The sequence below is a fragment of the Pseudomonas sp. 8(2025) genome, from assembly GCF_052665325.1.
Genome location: NZ_JBQOIE010000003.1, coordinates 157,880 through 176,253 on the forward strand (window position 1 = coordinate 157,880; position 18,374 = coordinate 176,253).

18 protein-coding genes are annotated in these 18,374 nt (G+C 63.2%); 4 read left to right on the forward strand and 14 right to left on the reverse strand.

Translation table 11 applies throughout. From position 1 onward, the window contains the following. Positions 1–186: 186 nt before the first annotated feature. The 3 genes from ACUXVH_RS07590 to ACUXVH_RS07600 all read left to right on the forward strand — a co-directional run bounded on the left by ACUXVH_RS07590 (position 187) and on the right by ACUXVH_RS07600 (position 2,075). Entirely contained in the window at positions 187–531 is a 345-nt protein-coding gene (locus ACUXVH_RS07590) for a hypothetical protein (RefSeq protein ID WP_015634311.1), read from the forward strand. A 288-nt stretch (positions 532–819) separates the two neighbouring features. Next, a complete protein-coding gene (locus ACUXVH_RS07595; protein ID WP_011059493.1) occupies positions 820–1,233 on the forward strand; it encodes a DUF4398 domain-containing protein in 414 nt (137 codons plus the stop codon). A 53-nt stretch (positions 1,234–1,286) separates the two neighbouring features. Further along, entirely contained in the window at positions 1,287–2,075 is a 789-nt protein-coding gene (locus ACUXVH_RS07600; protein ID WP_011059492.1) for an OmpA family protein, read from the forward strand. A 111-nt stretch (positions 2,076–2,186) separates the two neighbouring features. Here the strand turns inward: ACUXVH_RS07600 and ACUXVH_RS07605 are convergent, their stop codons facing one another. The 7 genes from ACUXVH_RS07605 to prfB all read right to left on the reverse strand — a co-directional run bounded on the left by ACUXVH_RS07605 (position 2,187) and on the right by prfB (position 9,033). Next, positions 2,187–2,513 carry a hypothetical protein gene (locus ACUXVH_RS07605; RefSeq protein WP_011059491.1) on the reverse strand — a complete coding sequence of 109 codons (327 nt, stop codon included), beginning with the start codon at positions 2,511–2,513 and terminating at the stop codon, positions 2,187–2,189. Continuing rightward, on the reverse strand, positions 2,510–3,436 hold the full coding sequence (locus ACUXVH_RS07610) for an alpha/beta hydrolase (RefSeq protein WP_019093912.1): 927 nt from the start codon (positions 3,434–3,436) through the stop codon (positions 2,510–2,512). Before ACUXVH_RS07610 ends, ACUXVH_RS07605 begins: the two co-directional genes overlap by 4 nt. Positions 3,437–3,553: 117 nt before the next feature. Continuing rightward, positions 3,554–4,831, reverse strand: coding sequence for a flavohemoglobin expression-modulating QEGLA motif protein (locus tag ACUXVH_RS07615; RefSeq protein ID WP_011059489.1), 1,278 nt, complete (start codon positions 4,829–4,831; stop codon positions 3,554–3,556). A gap of 35 nt (positions 4,832–4,866) precedes the next feature. After that, positions 4,867–5,412, reverse strand: coding sequence for a hypothetical protein (locus ACUXVH_RS07620; protein ID WP_015634309.1), 546 nt, complete (start codon positions 5,410–5,412; stop codon positions 4,867–4,869). A gap of 88 nt (positions 5,413–5,500) precedes the next feature. Beyond that, entirely contained in the window at positions 5,501–6,217 is a 717-nt protein-coding gene (locus ACUXVH_RS07625) for a TetR/AcrR family transcriptional regulator (protein WP_065364558.1), read from the reverse strand. A gap of 105 nt (positions 6,218–6,322) precedes the next feature. Beyond that, positions 6,323–7,825, reverse strand: coding sequence for a lysine--tRNA ligase (gene lysS / locus ACUXVH_RS07630; RefSeq protein ID WP_011059486.1), 1,503 nt, complete (start codon positions 7,823–7,825; stop codon positions 6,323–6,325). 112 nt (positions 7,826–7,937) lie between these two features. After that, positions 7,938–9,033 (reverse strand): peptide chain release factor 2 gene (gene prfB, locus ACUXVH_RS07635; protein WP_100255254.1). Its coding sequence is split into 2 segments (ribosomal slippage): positions 7,938–8,960 and positions 8,962–9,033, totalling 1,095 coding nucleotides; the frame shifts between segments, so codons are not numbered across the junction. 293 nt (positions 9,034–9,326) lie between these two features. Here prfB and ACUXVH_RS07640 point away from each other — a divergent pair. Next, entirely contained in the window at positions 9,327–9,737 is a 411-nt protein-coding gene (locus tag ACUXVH_RS07640) for a hypothetical protein (protein ID WP_255313390.1), read from the forward strand. A gap of 5 nt (positions 9,738–9,742) precedes the next feature. Here the strand turns inward: ACUXVH_RS07640 and ACUXVH_RS07645 are convergent, their stop codons facing one another. From ACUXVH_RS07645 to ACUXVH_RS07675, 7 genes are read right to left on the reverse strand one after another with little or no spacing between them, the layout of a single operon-like run. Continuing rightward, on the reverse strand, positions 9,743–10,744 hold the full coding sequence (locus ACUXVH_RS07645) for a response regulator (protein WP_011059483.1): 1,002 nt from the start codon (positions 10,742–10,744) through the stop codon (positions 9,743–9,745). 48 nt (positions 10,745–10,792) lie between these two features. Further along, entirely contained in the window at positions 10,793–11,803 is a 1,011-nt protein-coding gene (locus tag ACUXVH_RS07650) for a chemotaxis response regulator protein-glutamate methylesterase (protein WP_011059482.1), read from the reverse strand. Further along, on the reverse strand, positions 11,800–14,136 hold the full coding sequence (locus tag ACUXVH_RS07655) for a hybrid sensor histidine kinase/response regulator (protein ID WP_123397672.1): 2,337 nt from the start codon (positions 14,134–14,136) through the stop codon (positions 11,800–11,802). The genes ACUXVH_RS07650 and ACUXVH_RS07655 overlap by 4 nt, the downstream gene beginning before the upstream one ends. Then, positions 14,133–14,819, reverse strand: coding sequence for a chemotaxis protein CheW (locus tag ACUXVH_RS07660; protein WP_015634305.1), 687 nt, complete (start codon positions 14,817–14,819; stop codon positions 14,133–14,135). Before ACUXVH_RS07660 ends, ACUXVH_RS07655 begins: the two co-directional genes overlap by 4 nt. Continuing rightward, on the reverse strand, positions 14,816–16,090 hold the full coding sequence (locus ACUXVH_RS07665) for a CheR family methyltransferase (RefSeq protein ID WP_041116174.1): 1,275 nt from the start codon (positions 16,088–16,090) through the stop codon (positions 14,816–14,818). The genes ACUXVH_RS07660 and ACUXVH_RS07665 overlap by 4 nt, the downstream gene beginning before the upstream one ends. Further along, entirely contained in the window at positions 16,087–16,623 is a 537-nt protein-coding gene (locus tag ACUXVH_RS07670) for a chemotaxis protein CheW (protein ID WP_011059478.1), read from the reverse strand. Before ACUXVH_RS07670 ends, ACUXVH_RS07665 begins: the two co-directional genes overlap by 4 nt. Continuing rightward, positions 16,623–18,245, reverse strand: a complete 1,623-nt coding sequence (locus ACUXVH_RS07675) for a methyl-accepting chemotaxis protein (protein ID WP_065364560.1) — start codon at positions 18,243–18,245, stop codon at positions 16,623–16,625. The genes ACUXVH_RS07670 and ACUXVH_RS07675 overlap by 1 nt, the downstream gene beginning before the upstream one ends. Positions 18,246–18,374: the final 129 nt, after the last annotated feature.

Here is an 18,374-nt window from a genome sequence, read left to right on the forward strand (position 1 = left end):
ACTCAAGGCGGCACGGAAGGCTCAAGAGTGCCGCCTGCACACCTCGCTTAGCAAGCGTGGGGCAAAGCGCACCAAACCTTCGGCGATGCAGCTAGTCTCAAGCATAGGCCGCACGAGGGCCGCCTACCGGCCCCGGCCGGTCCACTCAACCCAGCCTGCCACGAGCAGGTGTTCATTGAGGTCATCATGAAAATCCGTGAACTTGCGCAACACTGGGAAGAAAACGCCAAGGGTCGCCTGACCCGGACCGGCTACCGGATTCACCTGGATGTGGAAGCCGCCGCACGCCTGGCCGCCCTTTCCGAGATGTACCCCAAACGCCAGACCGAAGAACTGCTCGGCGAACTGATCGGCGCCGCCCTGGAAGAGCTGGAGGCGAGCTTCCCCTACATCCAAGGCCAGCACGTCGTGGCCACCGATGAAGAGGGCGATCCACTGTACGAGGATGTGGGTCCCACCCCTCGTTTCCTGGCATTGTCGCGCCAGCATCTGCACCTGCTGGCGAGCCAGTCCGACAAGCCCAAGCACTGAACTTCCACACTCCCGCGGTCACCTGACAATCATCCTTCCCGGCCCTGCAAAGGGTCGGGGATACCCCTGCGCACGGCAAAAGTTCCCGATCTAGAGCCCTGTCCGATGCGTCAGATTTTTTTCCGGCCAATCGCCATCTTTCTCTGAACTATTCAAAAAAGCCTCGGGTCACACCCATTAGCCATCACTGGAACGGCCGTTTCAAATTTTGCCATCAGCGCTCGTCGTCACTGAAGCGTCACGGCGCCAGAACCAGGATGGATTTTGATGTTTTCCAGGAGTTACCCAATGGAGTTGAAGACCATGAAGATCAGCACTGCCAAATCCTCGTTCACCTCTCTGCGCGGGCTGAAGCTGGCCGCGCTGGCCCTCGGTAGCAGCATGGTTCTGGCCGGTTGTGCCGGGAACCCGCCCACCGAGCAGTACGCGGTCACGCAATCTGCGGTCAATAGCGCAGTGAGCGCAGGCGGTACCGAATTTGCTGCCGTGGAAATGAAGTCGGCGCAGGACAAGCTCAAGCAAGCCGAGATTGCCATGCACGACAAGAAGTACGACGAAGCCCGCCGCCTGGCTGAACAAGCCGAGTGGGACGCCCGCGTAGCAGAGCGCAAGGCCCAGGCCGCCAAGGCCGAGCAGGCGCTGAAAGACTCGCAGAAAGGCGTTCAGGAACTGCGTCAGGAAGGCATGCGTAGCGTGCAATAAGAAGCCGCCGCCGATTCCCACGTACTCGTATTTGATTGAAAGGACGAACCATTATGCGCAAACAATTGATGATCCCAGCCCTGTTGGCCATGAGCGTAGCCCTGGCGGCCTGCTCCACCCCGCCTAACGCCAACCTGGAAAACGCCCGCACCAACTTCTCCGCCCTGCAGGCCAACCCGCAGGCCAGCAAGGTCGCCGCCCTGGAAACCAAGGACGCCGCCGACTGGATGGACAAGGCCGACAAGGCCTACCTGAACAAGGACGACGAGAAGAAGGTCGACCAACTGGCCTACCTGACCAACCAGCGGGTTGAAGTGGCCAAGGAAACCATTGCCCTGCGCACCGCCGAAGCCAAGCTCAAGGACGCCGGCGACCAGCGCGCCCGCGCCATCCTCGATGCCCGCGACGCGCAAATCAAGCAGTTGCAGGACAGCCTCAACGCCAAGCAGACCGACCGCGGCACCCTGGTGACCTTCGGTGACGTGCTGTTCGCCACCAACAAGTCCGACCTGAAATCCAGCGGCCTGGTGAACATCAACAAGCTGGCGCAATTCCTCCAGCAGAACCCCGATCGCAAGGTGATCGTCGAAGGCTACACCGACAGCACCGGCAGCGATTCCTACAACCAGTCGCTGTCCGAGCGCCGTGCCGGCTCGGTGCAGATGGCTCTGATCCGCATGGGTATCGACCCGGCGCGCATCGTCAGCCAGGGTTATGGCAAGGAATATCCGGTGGCCGATAACGGCAGTGTTTCCGGCCGCGCCATGAACCGTCGCGTGGAAGTCACCATCTCCAACGACAACCAGCCGGTAGCACCACGTTCGTCGGTCAGCCGCAACTGATCGGGCACCCTGCCTATATAGGCAGGTAAGACAAAACGCCGCCGACCTCTTCAGGTCGGCGGCGTTTTTTATGCCGTTATCCATGTAGGAGCCGGCTTGCCGGCGAACAGATCACTGCTCCAGTTGCGGGGTTTCCTGCCCCATGCAGCGCACGGCCTGCTTCTTCTTGTTCACCAGCACCCCGGTCAGGCCTTTCTGCTGGGTGTCGAACAGCACCAGTACACCGTCGATGCATTGGGCCACTTCATCGGCCGGTTGCAGGGAGATCTTGTAGTCCTCGCCGGGCACGGTCTTGAGCATGGTGAAGTCGCTGAGCAGCAATGCATCCTCCGGTTTGGCGAAGTGCAGGTAGCCGTAGTACCACAGGCTGCCCACGGTGACGATGATGCTGCAGATACCGGTGATGATCATGGGAATGGCGTTGCGTTCTTCACTCATTGCGGACTCTCTGGAGGTTCAACTGCTGAATTCGGGGGCGTCGGGTAATTGGGGATCTCCCCCAGGCGGCGCAACCCGTCGAAATGCTGCGGATCATCGAGGTAGCGCAGCATCACGCGGCGCCAGGTCGGATCGGCAAAGGTTTGCACATGGCCGCCGCGGGTCAGTTGCAGGACCCTGGGCGGGGGCGCAGCTTGATACACACGGATGCCATTGGAAAGGGGCACGATGGGATCGTCGATGCTGTGGTAGATCAGTTTCGGTACCCCGGTCAGGCGCGGCATCGAGTGAATCGCGCTGTCGGTGTCCGGCACCAGCCACGACAACGGCACCTGCAACGGCCAGGTCAGCCAGGAAGTGCTCAGGGCATAGCGCCCGACATCGCGATAACTGGCCGGTACGCCATCGAGGACGATGGCCTTGAGCTGGGCCTGACGTTCGGGGTGCTGTACCAGGTAGTGGATGGCCAGGGCGCCGCCCAGGCTTTGCCCCAGCACGATCAATGGCTTGCCCTGCACTTCGGGGGCCTGGTCCAGCCACTTGAACGCGGCATCCAGATCCTGATAGATCGCCGGCAGGCTCGGTGCACCTTCGGACAGGCCATAACCGCGATAGTCCACCAGCAGCACCTGATAGCCCTGCTCCGGCAGCCACCAACTGCCCCCCAGGTGCCAGGCCAGATTGCCGCCGTTGCCATGCAGGTGCAGCACCGTGCCCTTGACCGCTACTCCGGGTTTGGCCGGCAGCCACCAGCCGTGCAGCTTGAGGCCATCGGCGGTGGTCAGGGTCACGTCACGGTATTCGAGCCTGGCCCGCTCAGGGGTGAAAGGCAGCCCGGGTTCGGGATAGAACAGCAACGAACTGCAGCCCTGCAGGCCCAGCAGCAGGGCAAATACCGCGCAACACTTCAGTAGCCGGCTCATCCGCAGCCCCCTGGCCTGTACCCGGATGGGCGCTGAAGGCCCTGCGGGCCTTGTCGCAGCCTGTGCCAGTGGCTACAGCTGTCTGTGGATACATCCATGTGCGCCCCCCGGCAGAAGTCAAAGAATGTTGGAGTAGTCCGCCTCGATCCGGTCCAGGCTCAGATGGTTGAGGAAGTTGGAGAAACACATCCAGGCCGACAGCGCGTTCATGTCGCGAAACTGTTCGGGCAGGTACTTGGGTGCCACCACCAGCCCTTCGTCCACCAGCTGGCGCAGGGTGCGCATGTCCTCGAGGGTGGTCTTGCCGCAGAACAGCAGCGGCACCTGCTCCAGCTTGCCCTTGCGCACAGCCAGCTGAATGTAGTTGTAAACCATGATGAAGCCCTTGAGGTAGGACAAGTCTTTGGTAAACGGCAGCCCCGTGGGCACCGACCCGCGGAACACCCGGCTGGCATTGCCGTAGCTCTCGGCCATCTCGAAGCCCTGCTCGCGGAAGAACTCGAACACCTGCAGGAAGTCCGCGCCCTCCTCCACCATATGGATGGCCCGGGTGCGGTTGGTCAGCTTGCGCAAGCGGCTGGGGTAAGAGGCAAAGGTGATGATCTCCATCAGGATCGCCAGCCCCTCCTGGGTCACCGTGGACGAGGGCGGGCCCTTGGCCAGGAAGGTGCAGATCGGCTGGTTGAGGCCGTTCAGGGTGGTGCCCACGTGCACCAGCCCCTCATGGACTTCCAGGGCCCGCACGTCACGGTTGTTGAACATCGCATCGCTGCGGATCTTGATGTAGTCGGCGCCCGCCGCGGCGTCGGCGACGATACCGTCGGACTCGAACACCCGGATGGTTTCCTCCGCCTCGCCGAACACCTTGTTCAGGCGGCTCTGCAGCAGGCTCACGGCATCCTTGGCACTCAGGGTCTTGGGTTCGTCCTTGAGATCGCCCCGACCGTCGATGTTGTTCAGGTAATCGGACATCATCAGCCCCAGGTCCGCCAGGGTCGGGTCGCCGGCATGGAAGGCATCGGATGCGGCGCCGTACAGCTCCTGCGAGATCAGGCCGAAGTCGCCGGTACCTCGTGCTTCGAGCATGCGCACCACCATGCGGTATTCCTTGCACATGCGGCGCATGATCTGCCCCACCGGGTTGAACTGGCCCAGTTGGCGGGTGATGTCGCGCTCGATGTTCTGGAATTCCAGCTTCACCGCGCCAGAATCGAAAGACAGTGGCCGCCCCTCGTAATAGGCGCGGTCCACCGCCGGCATTTCCTTGCCCTTGGCCTTGAGAAAGCCTTTGCGGACGTTCTCGTCCCACTTCACCGCATCCAGCACGCGGATCGGTGTCTGGGCCAGCACTATGCGATCGGACAAGGTGCGTATCGTCTGCTGGTAATCGTCCACCAAAAGCTCCTATTGAATGGGTCTGTAGCGCGGGGTCACTTGCCCACGCGCTTGAAGCGCGCCGCCTCGACGAACAAGTCGGAATTGGCGGGGTCGTCAAGGTAGGCGAAGACCTCGGGCAAGGGGCTGCTGATCAGCACGCCATCGCCTTCGGCCGTGGCCATGGGCTCACCGTTCAAGGCCTTTTGACCCAGGGCCTGGCGAATCTGTTCCAGGTCCAGGGTGTAAAGCACCAGTTCGTGCCTTGCCGTCAACTCGAAGCCGGCAATGCTGTAGTGCCCGCCAAAGGCCTGGGGCACCGCCGCCGACAGGTACCAGCGGTTGCCATGCCGGGACACGGTGAAATCATAGGTGTCCCGCGGGCGCGCCGTGCCGCCTGGGTAACTCGAGGCACGGTAGCGGTTGGCGCCGATCTGGCTGAGCTGGATGTTCAGCGGCTCGCCCCAGGCATTCTTGCTGGCCCACTTGCCCAGCAATTGGGCAGGCGCCGCCTGCGCAGCCGGCAGCGGCTCCTTGAAGGCCACCAGGCAACCGCTGAGCAGCAGGAACGACAGGGCAATCAGGACGCGCCAGGCTTGCATGCAACTCTCCCATGAACACCAGAATCACTGTAGCCGCTGGCGCGGGCCACGACCGCCAGGCCGCAGCCGGCAAGCCAGGCCGGGCGGCTCAGACCGAAGCCAGAACCAGATGCATGTAGCGCGTGAGGATGCCGAGCATCTCTTCTTCCACCAGCGGCTCGGCGCCGTTGAGCAGGCCCTGATATTCCATCCGGCCGATTATCGACGTCAATACCTTGGCATCCTGCTGCGGCTCCCGCGAGCCCAAGACCTGGAAAAACTGGCAAGTGCCGTGCAGCAGGATCTGCTGGTGCGAGCGCACCAGCTGCGCCAGGCGCGGGTTAAGCAAGGCTTCCTGGCGGAAGGCCTGTTCGGCCATCAAGTGTTCACGACGGGTATTCAACTGGCGCCGTACGTAATCGGCGGTCATACGCGCGATATCGTCGGCCAGTTGCGAGCGCGAGGCGGCGCTGCCGTCGCCATAGGCGACCATTTCCCGCAGCAGCCCCTCGTTGCTGGCCCACAGCTTGGCCATGAACGCCGCGCTGCGCTCCACGTACTGGGCAAAGGTATCGGTGAGCAGGTCATCGATATCCTTGAAGTAATAGGTGGTGGCCGACAAGGGCACACCGGCTTCGGCGGCCACCGCACGATGGCGCACGGCCCGCACGCCGTCACGCACGACAATGCGCATGGCGGCATCGAGAATATCCTGTCTACGCTGCTCACTGCCTTGGCGGCTGGCCTTGCGGCCCTGGTACTGAACACTTTCAGCCACCGCAGTGGCGATACCAGCTGCACCTTCTTGAGCAATTGCGCGGTTCACGACAGGTATTCCCTCTTAAAAATCACACAGAATTAGAAGCGGTACGTCAGTTCCAACCAGACAATAAAAAGCCGCCTGATAAAGGCGGCTGATTATTCAGAGCACTTAAGCTTGCGGCCGCATGTGCGGGAACAGGATCACGTCGCGAATCGACGGCGAGTTGGTCAGCAACATCACCAGGCGGTCGATACCGATGCCCTCGCCGGCGGTGGGCGGCATGCCGTATTCCAGGGCACGGACGAAGTCGGCGTCGTAGTGCATGGCTTCGTCATCACCGGCGTCCTTGTCCGCCACCTGGGCCATGAAGCGCTCTGCCTGGTCTTCCGCGTCGTTCAACTCGGAGTAGGCGTTGGCGATTTCGCGACCACCAATGAACAGCTCGAAACGGTCGGTGACGTTGGGGTTATCGTCGTTGCGACGGGCCAGCGGCGACACTTCGAACGGGTACTGGGTAATGAAGTGCGGCTGCTCCAGCTTGTGCTCCACCAGTTCCTCGAAAATCATCACCTGCAACTTGCCCAGGCCTTCGAAGCCCAGCACCTTGGCACCGGCCTTCTTGGCGATGGCGCGAGCCTTGTCGATGTCGTTCAGGTCATCAGCGGTCAGCTCGGGGTTGTACTTGAGGATCGAGTCGAACACCGACAGGCGCGCGAACGGCTCGCCGAAGTGGAACACCTTGTCGCCGTACGGCACGTCAGTAGATCCCAACACAAGCTGCGCCAGTTCGCGGAACAGTTCTTCGGTCAGGTCCATGTTGTCTTCGTAGTCGGCGTAAGCCTGGTAGAACTCCAACATGGTGAATTCAGGGTTGTGACGGGTCGAAACGCCTTCGTTACGGAAGTTGCGGTTGATCTCGAACACTTTCTCGAAACCGCCAACCACCAGGCGCTTCAGATACAGCTCAGGGGCGATACGCAGGAACATTTCCATGTCCAGCGCGTTGTGGTGGGTTTCGAACGGCTTGGCCGCCGCGCCGCCAGGGATGGTCTGCAGCATCGGCGTTTCGACTTCGAGGAAGTCGCGCTTCATCAGGAAGCTGCGGATGTGGGCGATCACTTGCGAACGCACGCGGAAAGTCTGGCGTACTTCTTCGTTGACGATCAGGTCGACGTAGCGCTGACGGTAGCGCTGCTCGGTGTCGGTCAGGCCGTGGTGCTTGTCCGGCAGCGGGCGCAGCGACTTGGTCAGCAGGCGCACATTGGTCATTTCAACGTACAGGTCACCCTTGCCGGAACGGGCCAGAGTGCCTTCGGCAGCGATGATGTCGCCCATGTCCCAGGTCTTGACGGAGGCCAGGGTTTCTTCGGACAGGGTTTTACGGTTGACGTAGACCTGAATGCGACCGGTCATGTCCTGGATCACCATGAACGAGCCACGGTTGAGCATGATGCGACCGGCAACCTTGACCGGGATTGCAGCCTCTGCGAGCTCTTCCTTGGTCTTGTCCGCGTATTTCTTCTGCAGATCTTCGCAGTAGTTTTCGCGGCGGAAGTCGTTCGGGAAGGCATTGCCCTTGGCGCGCTCGGCAGCAAGCTTTTCCTTGCGCAGGGCGATCAGGGAGTTTTCTTCCTGTTGCAGGGCTTGCGGGTCGAGTTGTTGGTCGCTCATGTCTTTTGAAATTCCATCACAGGTTCATTGCCCCCAGGCCTTCGGCCTGGAGATCGCCGGCAAGCCGGCTCCTACGGGATCGCACCGTGTCAGCCGATCCCGTATTGCAGTATTACAAGCCCGATTTCAGGCTGGCTTCCAGGTATTCGTCGATGTCGCCGTCGAGTACCTTGTCGCAGTCGCTGCGTTCGATGTTGGTGCGCAGATCCTTGATCCGCGACGCATCGAGCACGTAGGAGCGGATCTGGTGACCCCAGCCGATGTCCGACTTGGTGTCTTCCAGCGCTTGCGACGCGGCGTTGCGCTTCTGCATTTCCTGCTCGTACAACTTGGCCCGCAGCATTTTCATGGCGGTGTCCTTGTTGGCGTGCTGGGAACGTTCGTTCTGGCAGCTGACCACGGTGTTGGTCGGTACGTGGGTGATACGTACGGCCGAGTCGGTGGTGTTTACGTGCTGACCACCGGCACCGGAGGAACGATAGGTGTCGATCCGCAGGTCTGCCGGGTTGATTTCGATTTCCACCTTGTCGTCGATCTCGGGCGAGACGAAAACGGCGGAAAACGAGGTGTGGCGACGGTTGCCGGAGTCGAACGGGCTCTTGCGCACCAGACGGTGCACGCCGATCTCGGTGCGCAGCCAGCCAAAGGCGTATTCGCCCTTGATGTGCACGGTCGCACCTTTGATACCGGCGACTTCACCGGCCGACAGTTCCATGATGGTCGCGTCGAAACCGCGTTTGTCGGCCCAGCGCAGGTACATGCGCAGCAGGATGTTGGCCCAGTCCTGGGCCTCGGTGCCGCCGGAGCCGGCCTGGATGTCCAGGTAGGCGTTGTTCGGGTCCATTTCGTGGCTGAACATGCGGCGGAATTCGAGCTTGGCGAGGTTTTCCTCGAGACGGGCCAGCTCGGCGACGACATCGCCCACCGCGCCTTCGTCCTCTTCCTCGACCGCCATGTCCAGCAGATCGCGGCAATCGGCCAGGCCGCCGTTCAGTTCGTCCAGGGTCTCGACGATCTGTGCCAGCGCTGCGCGCTCGCGGCCCAGTTCCTGGGCGTATTCGGGTTTGTTCCAGACACTCGGATCTTCAAGCTCGCGATTGACCTCGGTCAGACGCTCATGCTTTTGATCGTAGTCAAAGATACCCCCGAATAGTTTCGGAGCGCTCGGACAGGTCCTTGATGGTGTTCAGGATCGGGTTGATTTCCATGGGGGGCGGCACTCGTTGGCGAACTTTTGAAAGCCGGAGATTATAACGGAATCACTGATTCACGGCAGCCCGCTTAGCGGCTTTAAGCGCAATTAGACCCGCTAATTTAAGCGCCAGGACCTATACAATCCGAGCGTGAATGCCACTTCTCGCACTCGATTGCCAGCAGAACCAGGAAACAGGCCGCCATGGAGAGAACCCTCAGCGACTCGTAAATCCGCTACATCAAGGCCCGCGAGCGTCGCAATCTCAGGGGAGCACAGGCATTCATATGCCTGTTCCTGAGCCTGTTCGTGCTGATCCTGCTGCAAGGGGTCTGGCTGTTGATCTCCCCACAGCTGGCCTGCGCCCTGCTGGTGCCGTGGGCGATCTTCCTGTGGTGGTGGGTCTTGCATCGTCTGAAAGGCCAGCAAAGCGAGGTGGCAGCCCGGACCCAGTGGCTGCAAGGTCAATTCAGCGCCACCTGGGTCTCCAGCCACAGAAATGGCCACTTCAGCTACAGCTTCGGTGACTACCCCATCGCCGCCTGCTGCCGGCTGAACAACCTCTTCAACGAGAAAAGGCTCGACCTGCACACCCGATACAGGGTCGAAGCCGCCCTTCTCACCTGCTCGCAAACCGCAAGCCACAGCTACTACCTGTTCGGCGACACCCTGGTGCCCGTCACTCGGGCCCCGGCGACCGACGAGCAGCCTGGAAGCTGAGTCGGTTACTCGATCCCGACCTGGTTGCGACCGTTGTTCTTGGCCAGGTACAGCCCCTTGTCCGCCGCCGAAATCAACTGCCGGCAATGGCTGTTGGGCTGCGGCGTTACGGTGGAAAGACCGATGCTGATGGTCAGGCTCGCGCCCTCCACCGGCGCGATATGGGGGATTTTCAAGGCTTCCACCGTCTGGCGCAGCTTCTCGGCCACCAGTCGCGCCCCGCCCGGCGAGGTATTGGGCAGCACCAGCACGAACTCTTCGCCGCCGTAGCGGGCCGGCAGGTCGGAAGGCCGGCTGCTGGCCTCGCGAATCGCCGTGGCCACCTTGCGCAGGGCTTCGTCGCCCTCCAGGTGGCCGAAGGTGTCGTTGTAGGTCTTGAAGTAGTCGACGTCGATCATCAACAGCGACAGCTGGCTCTGTTCACGCATCGCCCGCCGCCACTCCAGCTCCAGGTACTCATCGAAATGCCGGCGGTTGGACAGCCCGGTCAGGCCGTCGGAGTTCATCAGCCGTTGCAGCACCAGGTTGGTGTCCAGCAGTTGCTGCTGGCTGACCCGCAGGGCGCGGTAGGCCGCGTCACGCTGCAACAGGGTCATGTAGGAGCGGGAGTGATAGCGAATGCGCGCCACCAGCTCGATGTTGTCCGGCAGCTTGACCAGGTAGTCGTTGGCCCCGGCGGCAAAGGCCGCGCTCTTGATCAGCGGGTCTTCCTTGGTGGAGAGAACGATGATCGGGATGTTCTGGGTCGCCGGGTGGTTGCGGTACTCGCGCACCAGGGTCAGGCCGTCCAGGCCCGGCATCACCAGGTCCTGGAGAATCACCGTGGGCTTGATGCGGATCGCCTGGGCAATGGCCTGGTGCGGATCGGCGCAGAAGTGGAAATCGATGTTTTCCTCGTTCGCCAACCCACGCCGCACCGCTTCGCCGATCATGGCCTGGTCGTCCACCAGCAACACCATGGCGGCATTTTCGTCGGTCTTGAATTCGTCGAGCTGTAAATCATTCATGGGTTGTCACCTGAATTGCTACCTGGCCAGGACAGCTGCGTTTATCAGTCATTTGGCAAATATCTCCAGCAAACGTGGAGCAATCTTGTCCAGCGGGCGAATCTCTGAGGCGGCGCCGATGGCAGCGGCCGCCTTGGGCATGCCATACACCGCACTGCTGTTCTGGTCCTGGGCGATGGTCAGATAACCCTGATCACGCATCAGCTTCAAGCCCTGGGCGCCGTCACGGCCCATGCCGGTCAGCAGCACCCCCACCGCATCGCCATTCCAGAAACTGGCAACGCTCTCGAAAAACACATCGATGGAGGGCCGGTAGATCTCGTTCACCGGCTCGGCGGTATAGGCCAGGGTGCCGTTTTTCAATAGACGGATATGATGGTTGGTGCCCGCCAGCAGGACCTTGCCGCTTTGCGGCGGCTCGCCTTCCCGGGCCAGGCGCACCTCCAGGCCGGAGGCACTGCTGAGCCATTCGGCCATGCCTGCGGCAAACACCTGATCAACGTGCTGGACCAGCACGATGGCGGCGGCAAAGTCCTTTGGCAAGCCCTTGAGCAACACTTCCAGAGCCGCCGGCCCACCCGCGGAGGAGCCAATGGCCACCAGGCTCTGGCGTGGCGCACCGCTGCGCAGTGGCTGGGGCGCGGAACGCACCCGGCTGCCGCGCTGGCCGATCAGCCAACCGATATTGAGGATCTTGCGCAACAGTGGCGCCGCCGCTTCCTGGGCATTGCCCGCGCCCAGGGCCGGGGTGTCCACCACATCCAGCGCGCCGTGGCCCATGGCTTCGAATACCCGGTGCACATTCTGCTGGCGATCGACGGTGACGATCACGATGGCGCACGGCGACTCGGCCATGATCCGCCGCGTGGCCTCGACGCCATCCATCACCGGCATGATCAGGTCCATGAGAATCAGGTCCGGGGTCAGTTCGGCACAGTACTTCACCGCTTCCGCACCATTGGTGGCGACCCACACCACCTCGTGGCTGGGGTCGAAGGCCAGGGCACGGCGCAGGGCCTCCACGGCCATGGGCATGTCATTGACTATCGCTATCTTCATGCCCGCGCTCCTCCAATCAGTTCCACCACTGCATCCAGCAGGGCGTCGTCATGGAAACTGGCTTTGGCTAGATAATAGTCGGCACCGGCATCCAGTCCACGGCGCCGGTCTTCCTCACGGTCCTTGTAGGACACCACCATCACCGGCAGGGACTGCAGGCGATTGTCACGACGCAAGAGTGTGACCAATTCAATTCCATCCATTCGCGGCATGTCGATGTCGGTGATCAACAGGTCGAAGCTTTCCGAACGCAAGGCATTCCAGCCATCCATGCCATCCACTGCCACCGCCACGTCGTAACCGCGGTTGATCAGCAGTTTGCGTTGCAATTCACGCACCGTCAGCGAATCGTCCACCACCAGAATACGCTTGCGCGCGGCCTGTGCGTGCTGCTGATGGTTGCGCGCAATGCGCTCCAGACGCCCGGTATTGAGCAGTTTGTCCACCGAGCGCAGCATGTCCTCGACATCCACGATCAGCGCCACCCGGCCGTCATCGAGCAGGGCTCCGGCGGAGATGTCCTGAATCTTGCCCAGGCGGTCGTCCAGCGGCAGCACTACCAGGGTGCGCTCGCCGATGAAACGCTCCACGGCGATCCCGTACACCGCATCGCGCTCGCGGATCACCACCACTTTCAGAGTTGGCGCGCTTTCCTGGGTTGCCGGCCGCTGCAGCAACTGGCTGGCGGCGACCAGGCCGACATGCCGGCCTTCGTGCCAGAAATGCTGGCGCCCTTCCACCTGGACGATGGCCTCGGGCTCCAGGTCGCACATGCGTTCGATATGGGCCAGCGGGAAGGCGTAGGCCTCGTCGCCGACCTCCACCACCAGGCTGCGTACCACCGACAGGGTCAGCGGCACCTCCAGGTGGAAACGGCTGCCCTGGCCAGTGTCCTGTTCCAGCACCACCGCCCCGCGCAGCTGACGCACCATGTGCTGCACCGCATCCAGGCCGACGCCGCGACCGGAGACCTCGGTGACCTTGTCCCGCAGGCTGAAGCCCGGCAGGAACAGGAAGGTCAGCAACTCTTCCTCACTGAGCTGGGCCGCGGTCTGCGCCGGCGACAACTGGCGCTCGACAATACTCTGGCGCAAACGCTCCAGATCGACCCCATTGCCGTCGTCACTGAGTTCCAGCACCAGCAGACCGGCCTGGTGGGATGCCCGCAGGCGAATCACCCCTTCCGCCGGCTTGCCCGCCAGCAGGCGCTGCTCCGGCAGTTCGATGCCGTGATCGACAGCGTTGCGCAGCAAATGGGTCAGCGGCGCTTCGAGTTTCTCCAGCACATCGCGGTCGACCTGGGTCTTCTCCCCCTCGATCTCCAGGCGTACCTGCTTGCCCAGGCTGCGACCCAGGTCGCGAACCATGCGCACCTGGCCGGTGAGTACGTCGGCAAAGGGCCGCATGCGGCAGGCCAGCGCGGTGTCGTAGAGCACCTGGGCGCGCTGGCTGGCCTGCCAGCCGAATTCGTCGAGCTCGGCGGTTTTCTCCGCCAGCAACTGCTGGGATTCGGCCAGCAGGCGCCGCGCATCCGCCAGGGCCTCCTGAGCCTCCAGGCTCAAGGCATGTTCCTTGAGGTGCAGGTTGAGGTTTTCCAGGGCGGTCAGGCTGTTGCTCTGGATCCGCCGCAGGCGCTGCAAGGTGGCCAGGTAGGGCTTGAGCCGCTGGGTTTCCACCAGGGATTTGCTCGACAGGTCCAGCAGGCTGTTGAGACGTTCGGCCGTGACCCGCAGCACCCGCTCGCCGCCTTCGGTCATGCGCTTGCCCGGGCGAGCGGGCTCATGGGCGGGTTCGCTGGCAGCCAGCAGCACGGGCTCGGGCTCGGCCTCGGCCTCGGGCTCGCCCAGGAACGCTCCATGGGCTTGCACCGGGGCTTGCGGTTGTGCGATTGGCAGCTCCGGTACTGGCGGTTCCGGCATTTGCGCCGCCGGCATCGCGGCCCCTGGGGTCAACAGGCGCTCCATCAGGGCCACGTACAACGGGATGTCCGCGGCGACCAGCTCCGCACCGCCCGGGGTGGCGATGCGCATCAGCAGGTCGGTGCCCTGCAGCAGGGCATCGATATGCTCGGGCTGCAGGTACAGCCGCCCTTCCTGGGCGCTCACCAGGCAGTCTTCCATTACGTGGGCAACGCTGACCCCGGCATCGACCCCGACAATCCGCGCCGCGCCCTTGAGGGAATGGGCTGCGCGCATGCAGGCTTCCAGCTGGTCGGCCTGGGTCGGGTTGCGCTCCAGGGCCAGCAGCCCGGTGCTGAGCACCTGGGTCTGGGCTTCGGCTTCCAGGCTGAACAGCTCCAGCAGCGAGGCGTCGCGCATCTGATCGGGGGTCATGTCAGGCTCCGGGTCACGGCCGCGAGCAATTGCTCTTCGTCCAGCAGGCGCAGGCTGCGCCCCTGCCATTGCAACACGCCACGGGTGTACTTGGCATTGGCCTGCTCGCCGGAGGCCGAGGCGCCGTTGAGGATGCGCTCGTCGATGGCGTGGATGCCGTGCACTTCGTCCACCGGCACCACCACCGGGCCTCCGGCGGCGCCGATGATCAGCATGCGCGGCATCACCCGTCCTCCTGCCGGCGCGGCCGGGGAAGGATCCAGCCCCAGAAGCTCGGTCAGCGACAGGCAGGCCACCAGCGCCCCGCGGACATTGGCCACCCCCAGCAGGGCGCGCGAGCGCTGGTGCGGCAAGGAATGAATCGCCTGCTGCGGTGCCACTTCCAGCAGGCAGCGGGTCGGCAGGCCCAGCCACTCTTCGCCGAGGCGGAACATCAGCAGCGAGCGAGTGACCACATCGCTGTCGGCCTCCAGCACCACCGAATGCTCGCGGTCCTCCTGGCGCAACGAATAGCGGTCCAGCAGGCGGGTGGCGGCGGCCGAATACACCGAGCAGTTGCGGCAATGAATGTGCTCGGCCAGCAACGGGCAGGACTTGTCGCCATGGATACCGATGCGGTTCCAGCAATCATCGATGGCCTGCGCATCTTCACGGGTGACGTCCAATGAATAGGGATGGCTCATCGTTTCAACTCACTGTCGGCAGAGCGAACGCTGCGGGCCGCGCGCTCCTGCAATCGTTGGGCCCCGGCCACATCACCCTGGGAAGCCAGCAGCGCGCCCAGGTGCGCCAGGGCTTCGGGGTGCTGGGGCGCCAGGTACAGGGCCTTGCGGTAGTAACCCTGGGCTTCCATGGCGTTGCCGGCCACATCGCTGAGCAGGCCCAGCCAGTAGAACACCTGGGCCACCGGCTCGTGCTGCTGCAAATAACGCTCGCAGGCGGCACGGGCCTCGGCGCTCTTGCCCTCGTTGGCCAGGGCGGCAATGGTGGCCAGCAGGCTGGCGGCATCGCTTTCCATCAGCGCGCCGTCGCTCAACGGCGCCGCTACCGGGCGCCTGGCGAACGGCCGTGGGCGCGGCGCCGGGGGCACCACGCTGCGCACGGGAACCGGCAGCGGCAAGGGTTGCGGCAGCACCACCGGAGCCGGCTCGGGCTCATGGTGGCGGCTGAAGGCGAAGGACTGCGGGATGCCGATGGAGCGCATGCCCAGGCGGCCCAGGAGGCTGCCTTCGGCGGGGCCGATGAACAGCACGCCCTCTTCATGGGTCAGGCGCTTGAGCACCTCGAACACCTGGCGCTGGGTCGGCTGGTCAAAATAGATCAGCAGGTTGCGGCAGAACACGAAATCGAAGGCCGGCTCACTGGCCAGCAAGCCCGGATCCAGGACATTGCCCACCTGCAACCGCACCTGCTCACGAACCCGCTCGCTCAGGCGATAACGCTCGCCTTCTTCAGGGTTGAAATGCCGCTCGCGAAACTCGATGGGCTGGCCACGAAAGGAATTCTTGCCGTACAGCGCAGCCTTGGCCCGCTCCACCGACAACGGGCTGACGTCCAGGCCGTCGACCTTGAACTGATGCGGCGCCAGGCCGCCATCGAGCAGGGCCATGGCGATGGAATAGGGCTCCTCGCCGGTGGAGCACGGCAGGCTCAACAGGCGCAGGGCCCGCATGCCCTTGATCTGCGCCAGCCGCGCCTTGGCCAGCTTGACCAGGGTAGCGAAGGATTCCGGATAGCGGAAAAACCAGGTTTCAGGAACGATCACCGCTTCGATCAGGGCCTGCTGCTCATCCCGCGAGCCTTGCAGTTTCTGCCAGTACTCATCGCTGCTGCGGGCATACAGGGCATTGCAGCGCTGGCGTACCGCGCGCTCGATGATCGCCGGCCCCACGGAGGCGACATCCAGGCCGATACGTTCCTTGAGGAAATCGAAAAATCGTTGCTCCTCGCTCATCGAGGCTCCTCAAGCGATGCCGGATCCAGGGGCACGGCGGGAAACAGCAGCTCACGCACCTTGAGGGGCAGCAGGTCGTCGACCCGCACCCATTGCAGCAGGCCCTGGGCGTCTTCGCGCACCGGCCCCAGGTATGGCGCCTGGCGGTTGTCCAGGCCATAGGGCTGGAACTGCGCCGGGTCGCAGCGCAGGGTGTCGTTGGCCTGCTCCAGCAACAACCCGAGAATCCGCGCCGGCTGCCCGGCATCGCCACGGTAGTGCACCAGCACCAGCCGGGTACTGGTGCGCAACTGCGCCGGGCGGCCGAAGGTCAGCTCGCACAGGTCGATGACTGGCACCACCACGCCGCGATAGGCAAACACCCCGGCCACCCAGGACGGCGCCTGGGCAATGGGCTTGAGCTGCAGGCGCGGCAACACCTCCACCACATCCACGGCCTGCAGCGCATAGCGCTCCTGGCCGATGCGGAACACCAGGAACAGAGCATTCCTGGCGCCAGTTGCGCCGTTGCGCTTGTGCGCGAGCTCATCCATCAGACTTTGAAACGCGAAACGCCGCTGCGCAGCCCCACCGCCACCTGGCTCAGCTCGTCAATGGCAAAGCTGGCCTGGCGCAGGGACTCGACGGTCTGGCTGCTGGCATCCCCCAGTTGCACCAGGGCATGGTTGATCTGCTCGGCACCCGTGGCCTGGGCCTGCATGCCCTCATTGACCATCAACACCCGCGGAGCCAAGGCCTGGACCTGATGGATGATCTGCGACAGCTGTTCACCCACCTGCTGCACCTCGGCCATGCCGCGGCGCACCTCCTCGGAAAACTTGTCCATGCCCATGACCCCCGCCGACACCGCCGACTGGATCTCACGGACCATCTGCTCGATGTCATAGGTGGCCACTGCGGTCTGATCCGCCAGGCGCCGCACTTCAGTGGCGACCACGGCAAAACCACGGCCGTACTCGCCGGCCTTCTCGGCCTCGATGGCGGCGTTGAGCGACAGCAGGTTGGTCTGGTCGGCGACCTTGACGATGGTCACCACCACCTGGTTGATGTTGCCGGCCTTCTCGTTGAGGATCGCCAGCTTGGCGTTCACCAGGTCTGCCGCGCCCATCACCGAGTGCATGGTGTCTTCCATGCGCGCCAGGCCCTGCTGGCCGGAGCCGGCAAGCACCGAGGCCTGGTCGGCGGCGCTGGACACTTCGGTCATGGTGCGCACCAGGTCCCGGGAGGTCGCGGCGATCTCCCGCGAGGTGGCGCCGATTTCCGTGGTGGTGGCGGCCGTCTCGGTGGCGGTGGCCTGTTGCTGCTTGGAGGTGGCGGCGATCTCGGTCACCGAGGTGGTGACCTGCACCGAGGAGCGCTGGGCCTGGGACACCAGGGCGGTGAGCTCGGTCATCATGTCGTTGAAGCCGGTTTCCACGGCGCCGAACTCGTCCTTGCGGTCCAGGTTCAGGCGGCCGCTCAGGTCACCGGTGCGCATGATTTCCAGAATGCTCACGATGCGGTTCATCGGCGCCATGATTGCGCGCATCAGCAGCAGGCCGCAGAGCCCGGCAGCCAGCACCGCCAGCAGCAACGACACGCCCATGCTGACCTTGGCCGCGGCCACTGCATCGTCGATGGCGGCGGTGGCGGAATCGGCCACGGCCTTGTTTTCGCTGATGATGTCGTTGAGTTTCATCCGCCCGGCGGTCCAGGCCGGGGTCAGTTGCTCATTGAACAGGCGGATTGCCTCGGCTTCCTGGCGACGCTGGTGCAGATCGAGCACGGCGGCCTGGATGCGGTTGAACTCCTGGTGGTCCTTCTCGAAGGCATCGAACTCGCTCTGGTCCTCGCGGCTGTTGATGGTCTGCTTGTAATTGGTCATCTGGGTCTGCAGGCGTTCTTCGAAGGCCTTGAAGTCCGCCTTGTCCTCGGCGCTGATGTCCTGATTCTGCTTGAGGCCGATGATTTCCTGGGTCTGCAGGTAGGTGTCGACCCAGGCGCTGCGGATCATCGAACTGAAATAGACCCCGGGCACCGCGTCATTGCGCATGCGCTCTTCACCGGATTCGATCTTCAACAGCCGCGAGTACGAGACGACGACCATCAACAGCATGATGGCGATAATCACCGCAAAGCTCGCCAAAATGCGTTGGCGCAACGTCCAGTTCTTCACAGTCAGTCCTCGAGGCCATTCAAAAATGTGGGGAGTATAGCCGAGGACGATGCAGGTTTTATGGGTGGTTTAGCACCACGGTTGGCACTTTCGATAAATTTGTGCACCCGCTCTGGATGGCGGCTCAGC

What these genes read in the sequence shown, in the direction of transcription:
- ACUXVH_RS07590 (WP_015634311.1), top strand. Translation starts at nt 187, where the DNA reads ATGAAAATCCGTGAACTTGCGCAACACTGGGAAGAAAACGCCAAGGGT.
- ACUXVH_RS07595 (WP_011059493.1), top strand. Translation starts at nt 820, where the DNA reads ATGGAGTTGAAGACCATGAAGATCAGCACTGCCAAATCCTCGTTCACC.
- ACUXVH_RS07600 (WP_011059492.1), top strand. Translation starts at nt 1,287, where the DNA reads ATGCGCAAACAATTGATGATCCCAGCCCTGTTGGCCATGAGCGTAGCC.
- ACUXVH_RS07605 (WP_011059491.1), bottom strand. Translation starts at nt 2,513, where the DNA reads ATGAGTGAAGAACGCAACGCCATTCCCATGATCATCACCGGTATCTGC.
- ACUXVH_RS07610 (WP_019093912.1), bottom strand. Translation starts at nt 3,436, where the DNA reads ATGAGCCGGCTACTGAAGTGTTGCGCGGTATTTGCCCTGCTGCTGGGC.
- ACUXVH_RS07620 (WP_015634309.1), bottom strand. Translation starts at nt 5,412, where the DNA reads ATGCAAGCCTGGCGCGTCCTGATTGCCCTGTCGTTCCTGCTGCTCAGC.
- lysS (WP_011059486.1), bottom strand. Translation starts at nt 7,825, where the DNA reads ATGAGCGACCAACAACTCGACCCGCAAGCCCTGCAACAGGAAGAAAAC.
- ACUXVH_RS07645 (WP_011059483.1), bottom strand. Translation starts at nt 10,744, where the DNA reads ATGAATGATTTACAGCTCGACGAATTCAAGACCGACGAAAATGCCGCC.
- ACUXVH_RS07650 (WP_011059482.1), bottom strand. Translation starts at nt 11,803, where the DNA reads ATGAAGATAGCGATAGTCAATGACATGCCCATGGCCGTGGAGGCCCTG.
- ACUXVH_RS07655 (WP_123397672.1), bottom strand. Translation starts at nt 14,136, where the DNA reads ATGACCCCCGATCAGATGCGCGACGCCTCGCTGCTGGAGCTGTTCAGC.
- ACUXVH_RS07660 (WP_015634305.1), bottom strand. Translation starts at nt 14,819, where the DNA reads ATGAGCCATCCCTATTCATTGGACGTCACCCGTGAAGATGCGCAGGCC.
- ACUXVH_RS07665 (WP_041116174.1), bottom strand. Translation starts at nt 16,090, where the DNA reads ATGAGCGAGGAGCAACGATTTTTCGATTTCCTCAAGGAACGTATCGGC.
- ACUXVH_RS07670 (WP_011059478.1), bottom strand. Translation starts at nt 16,623, where the DNA reads ATGGATGAGCTCGCGCACAAGCGCAACGGCGCAACTGGCGCCAGGAAT.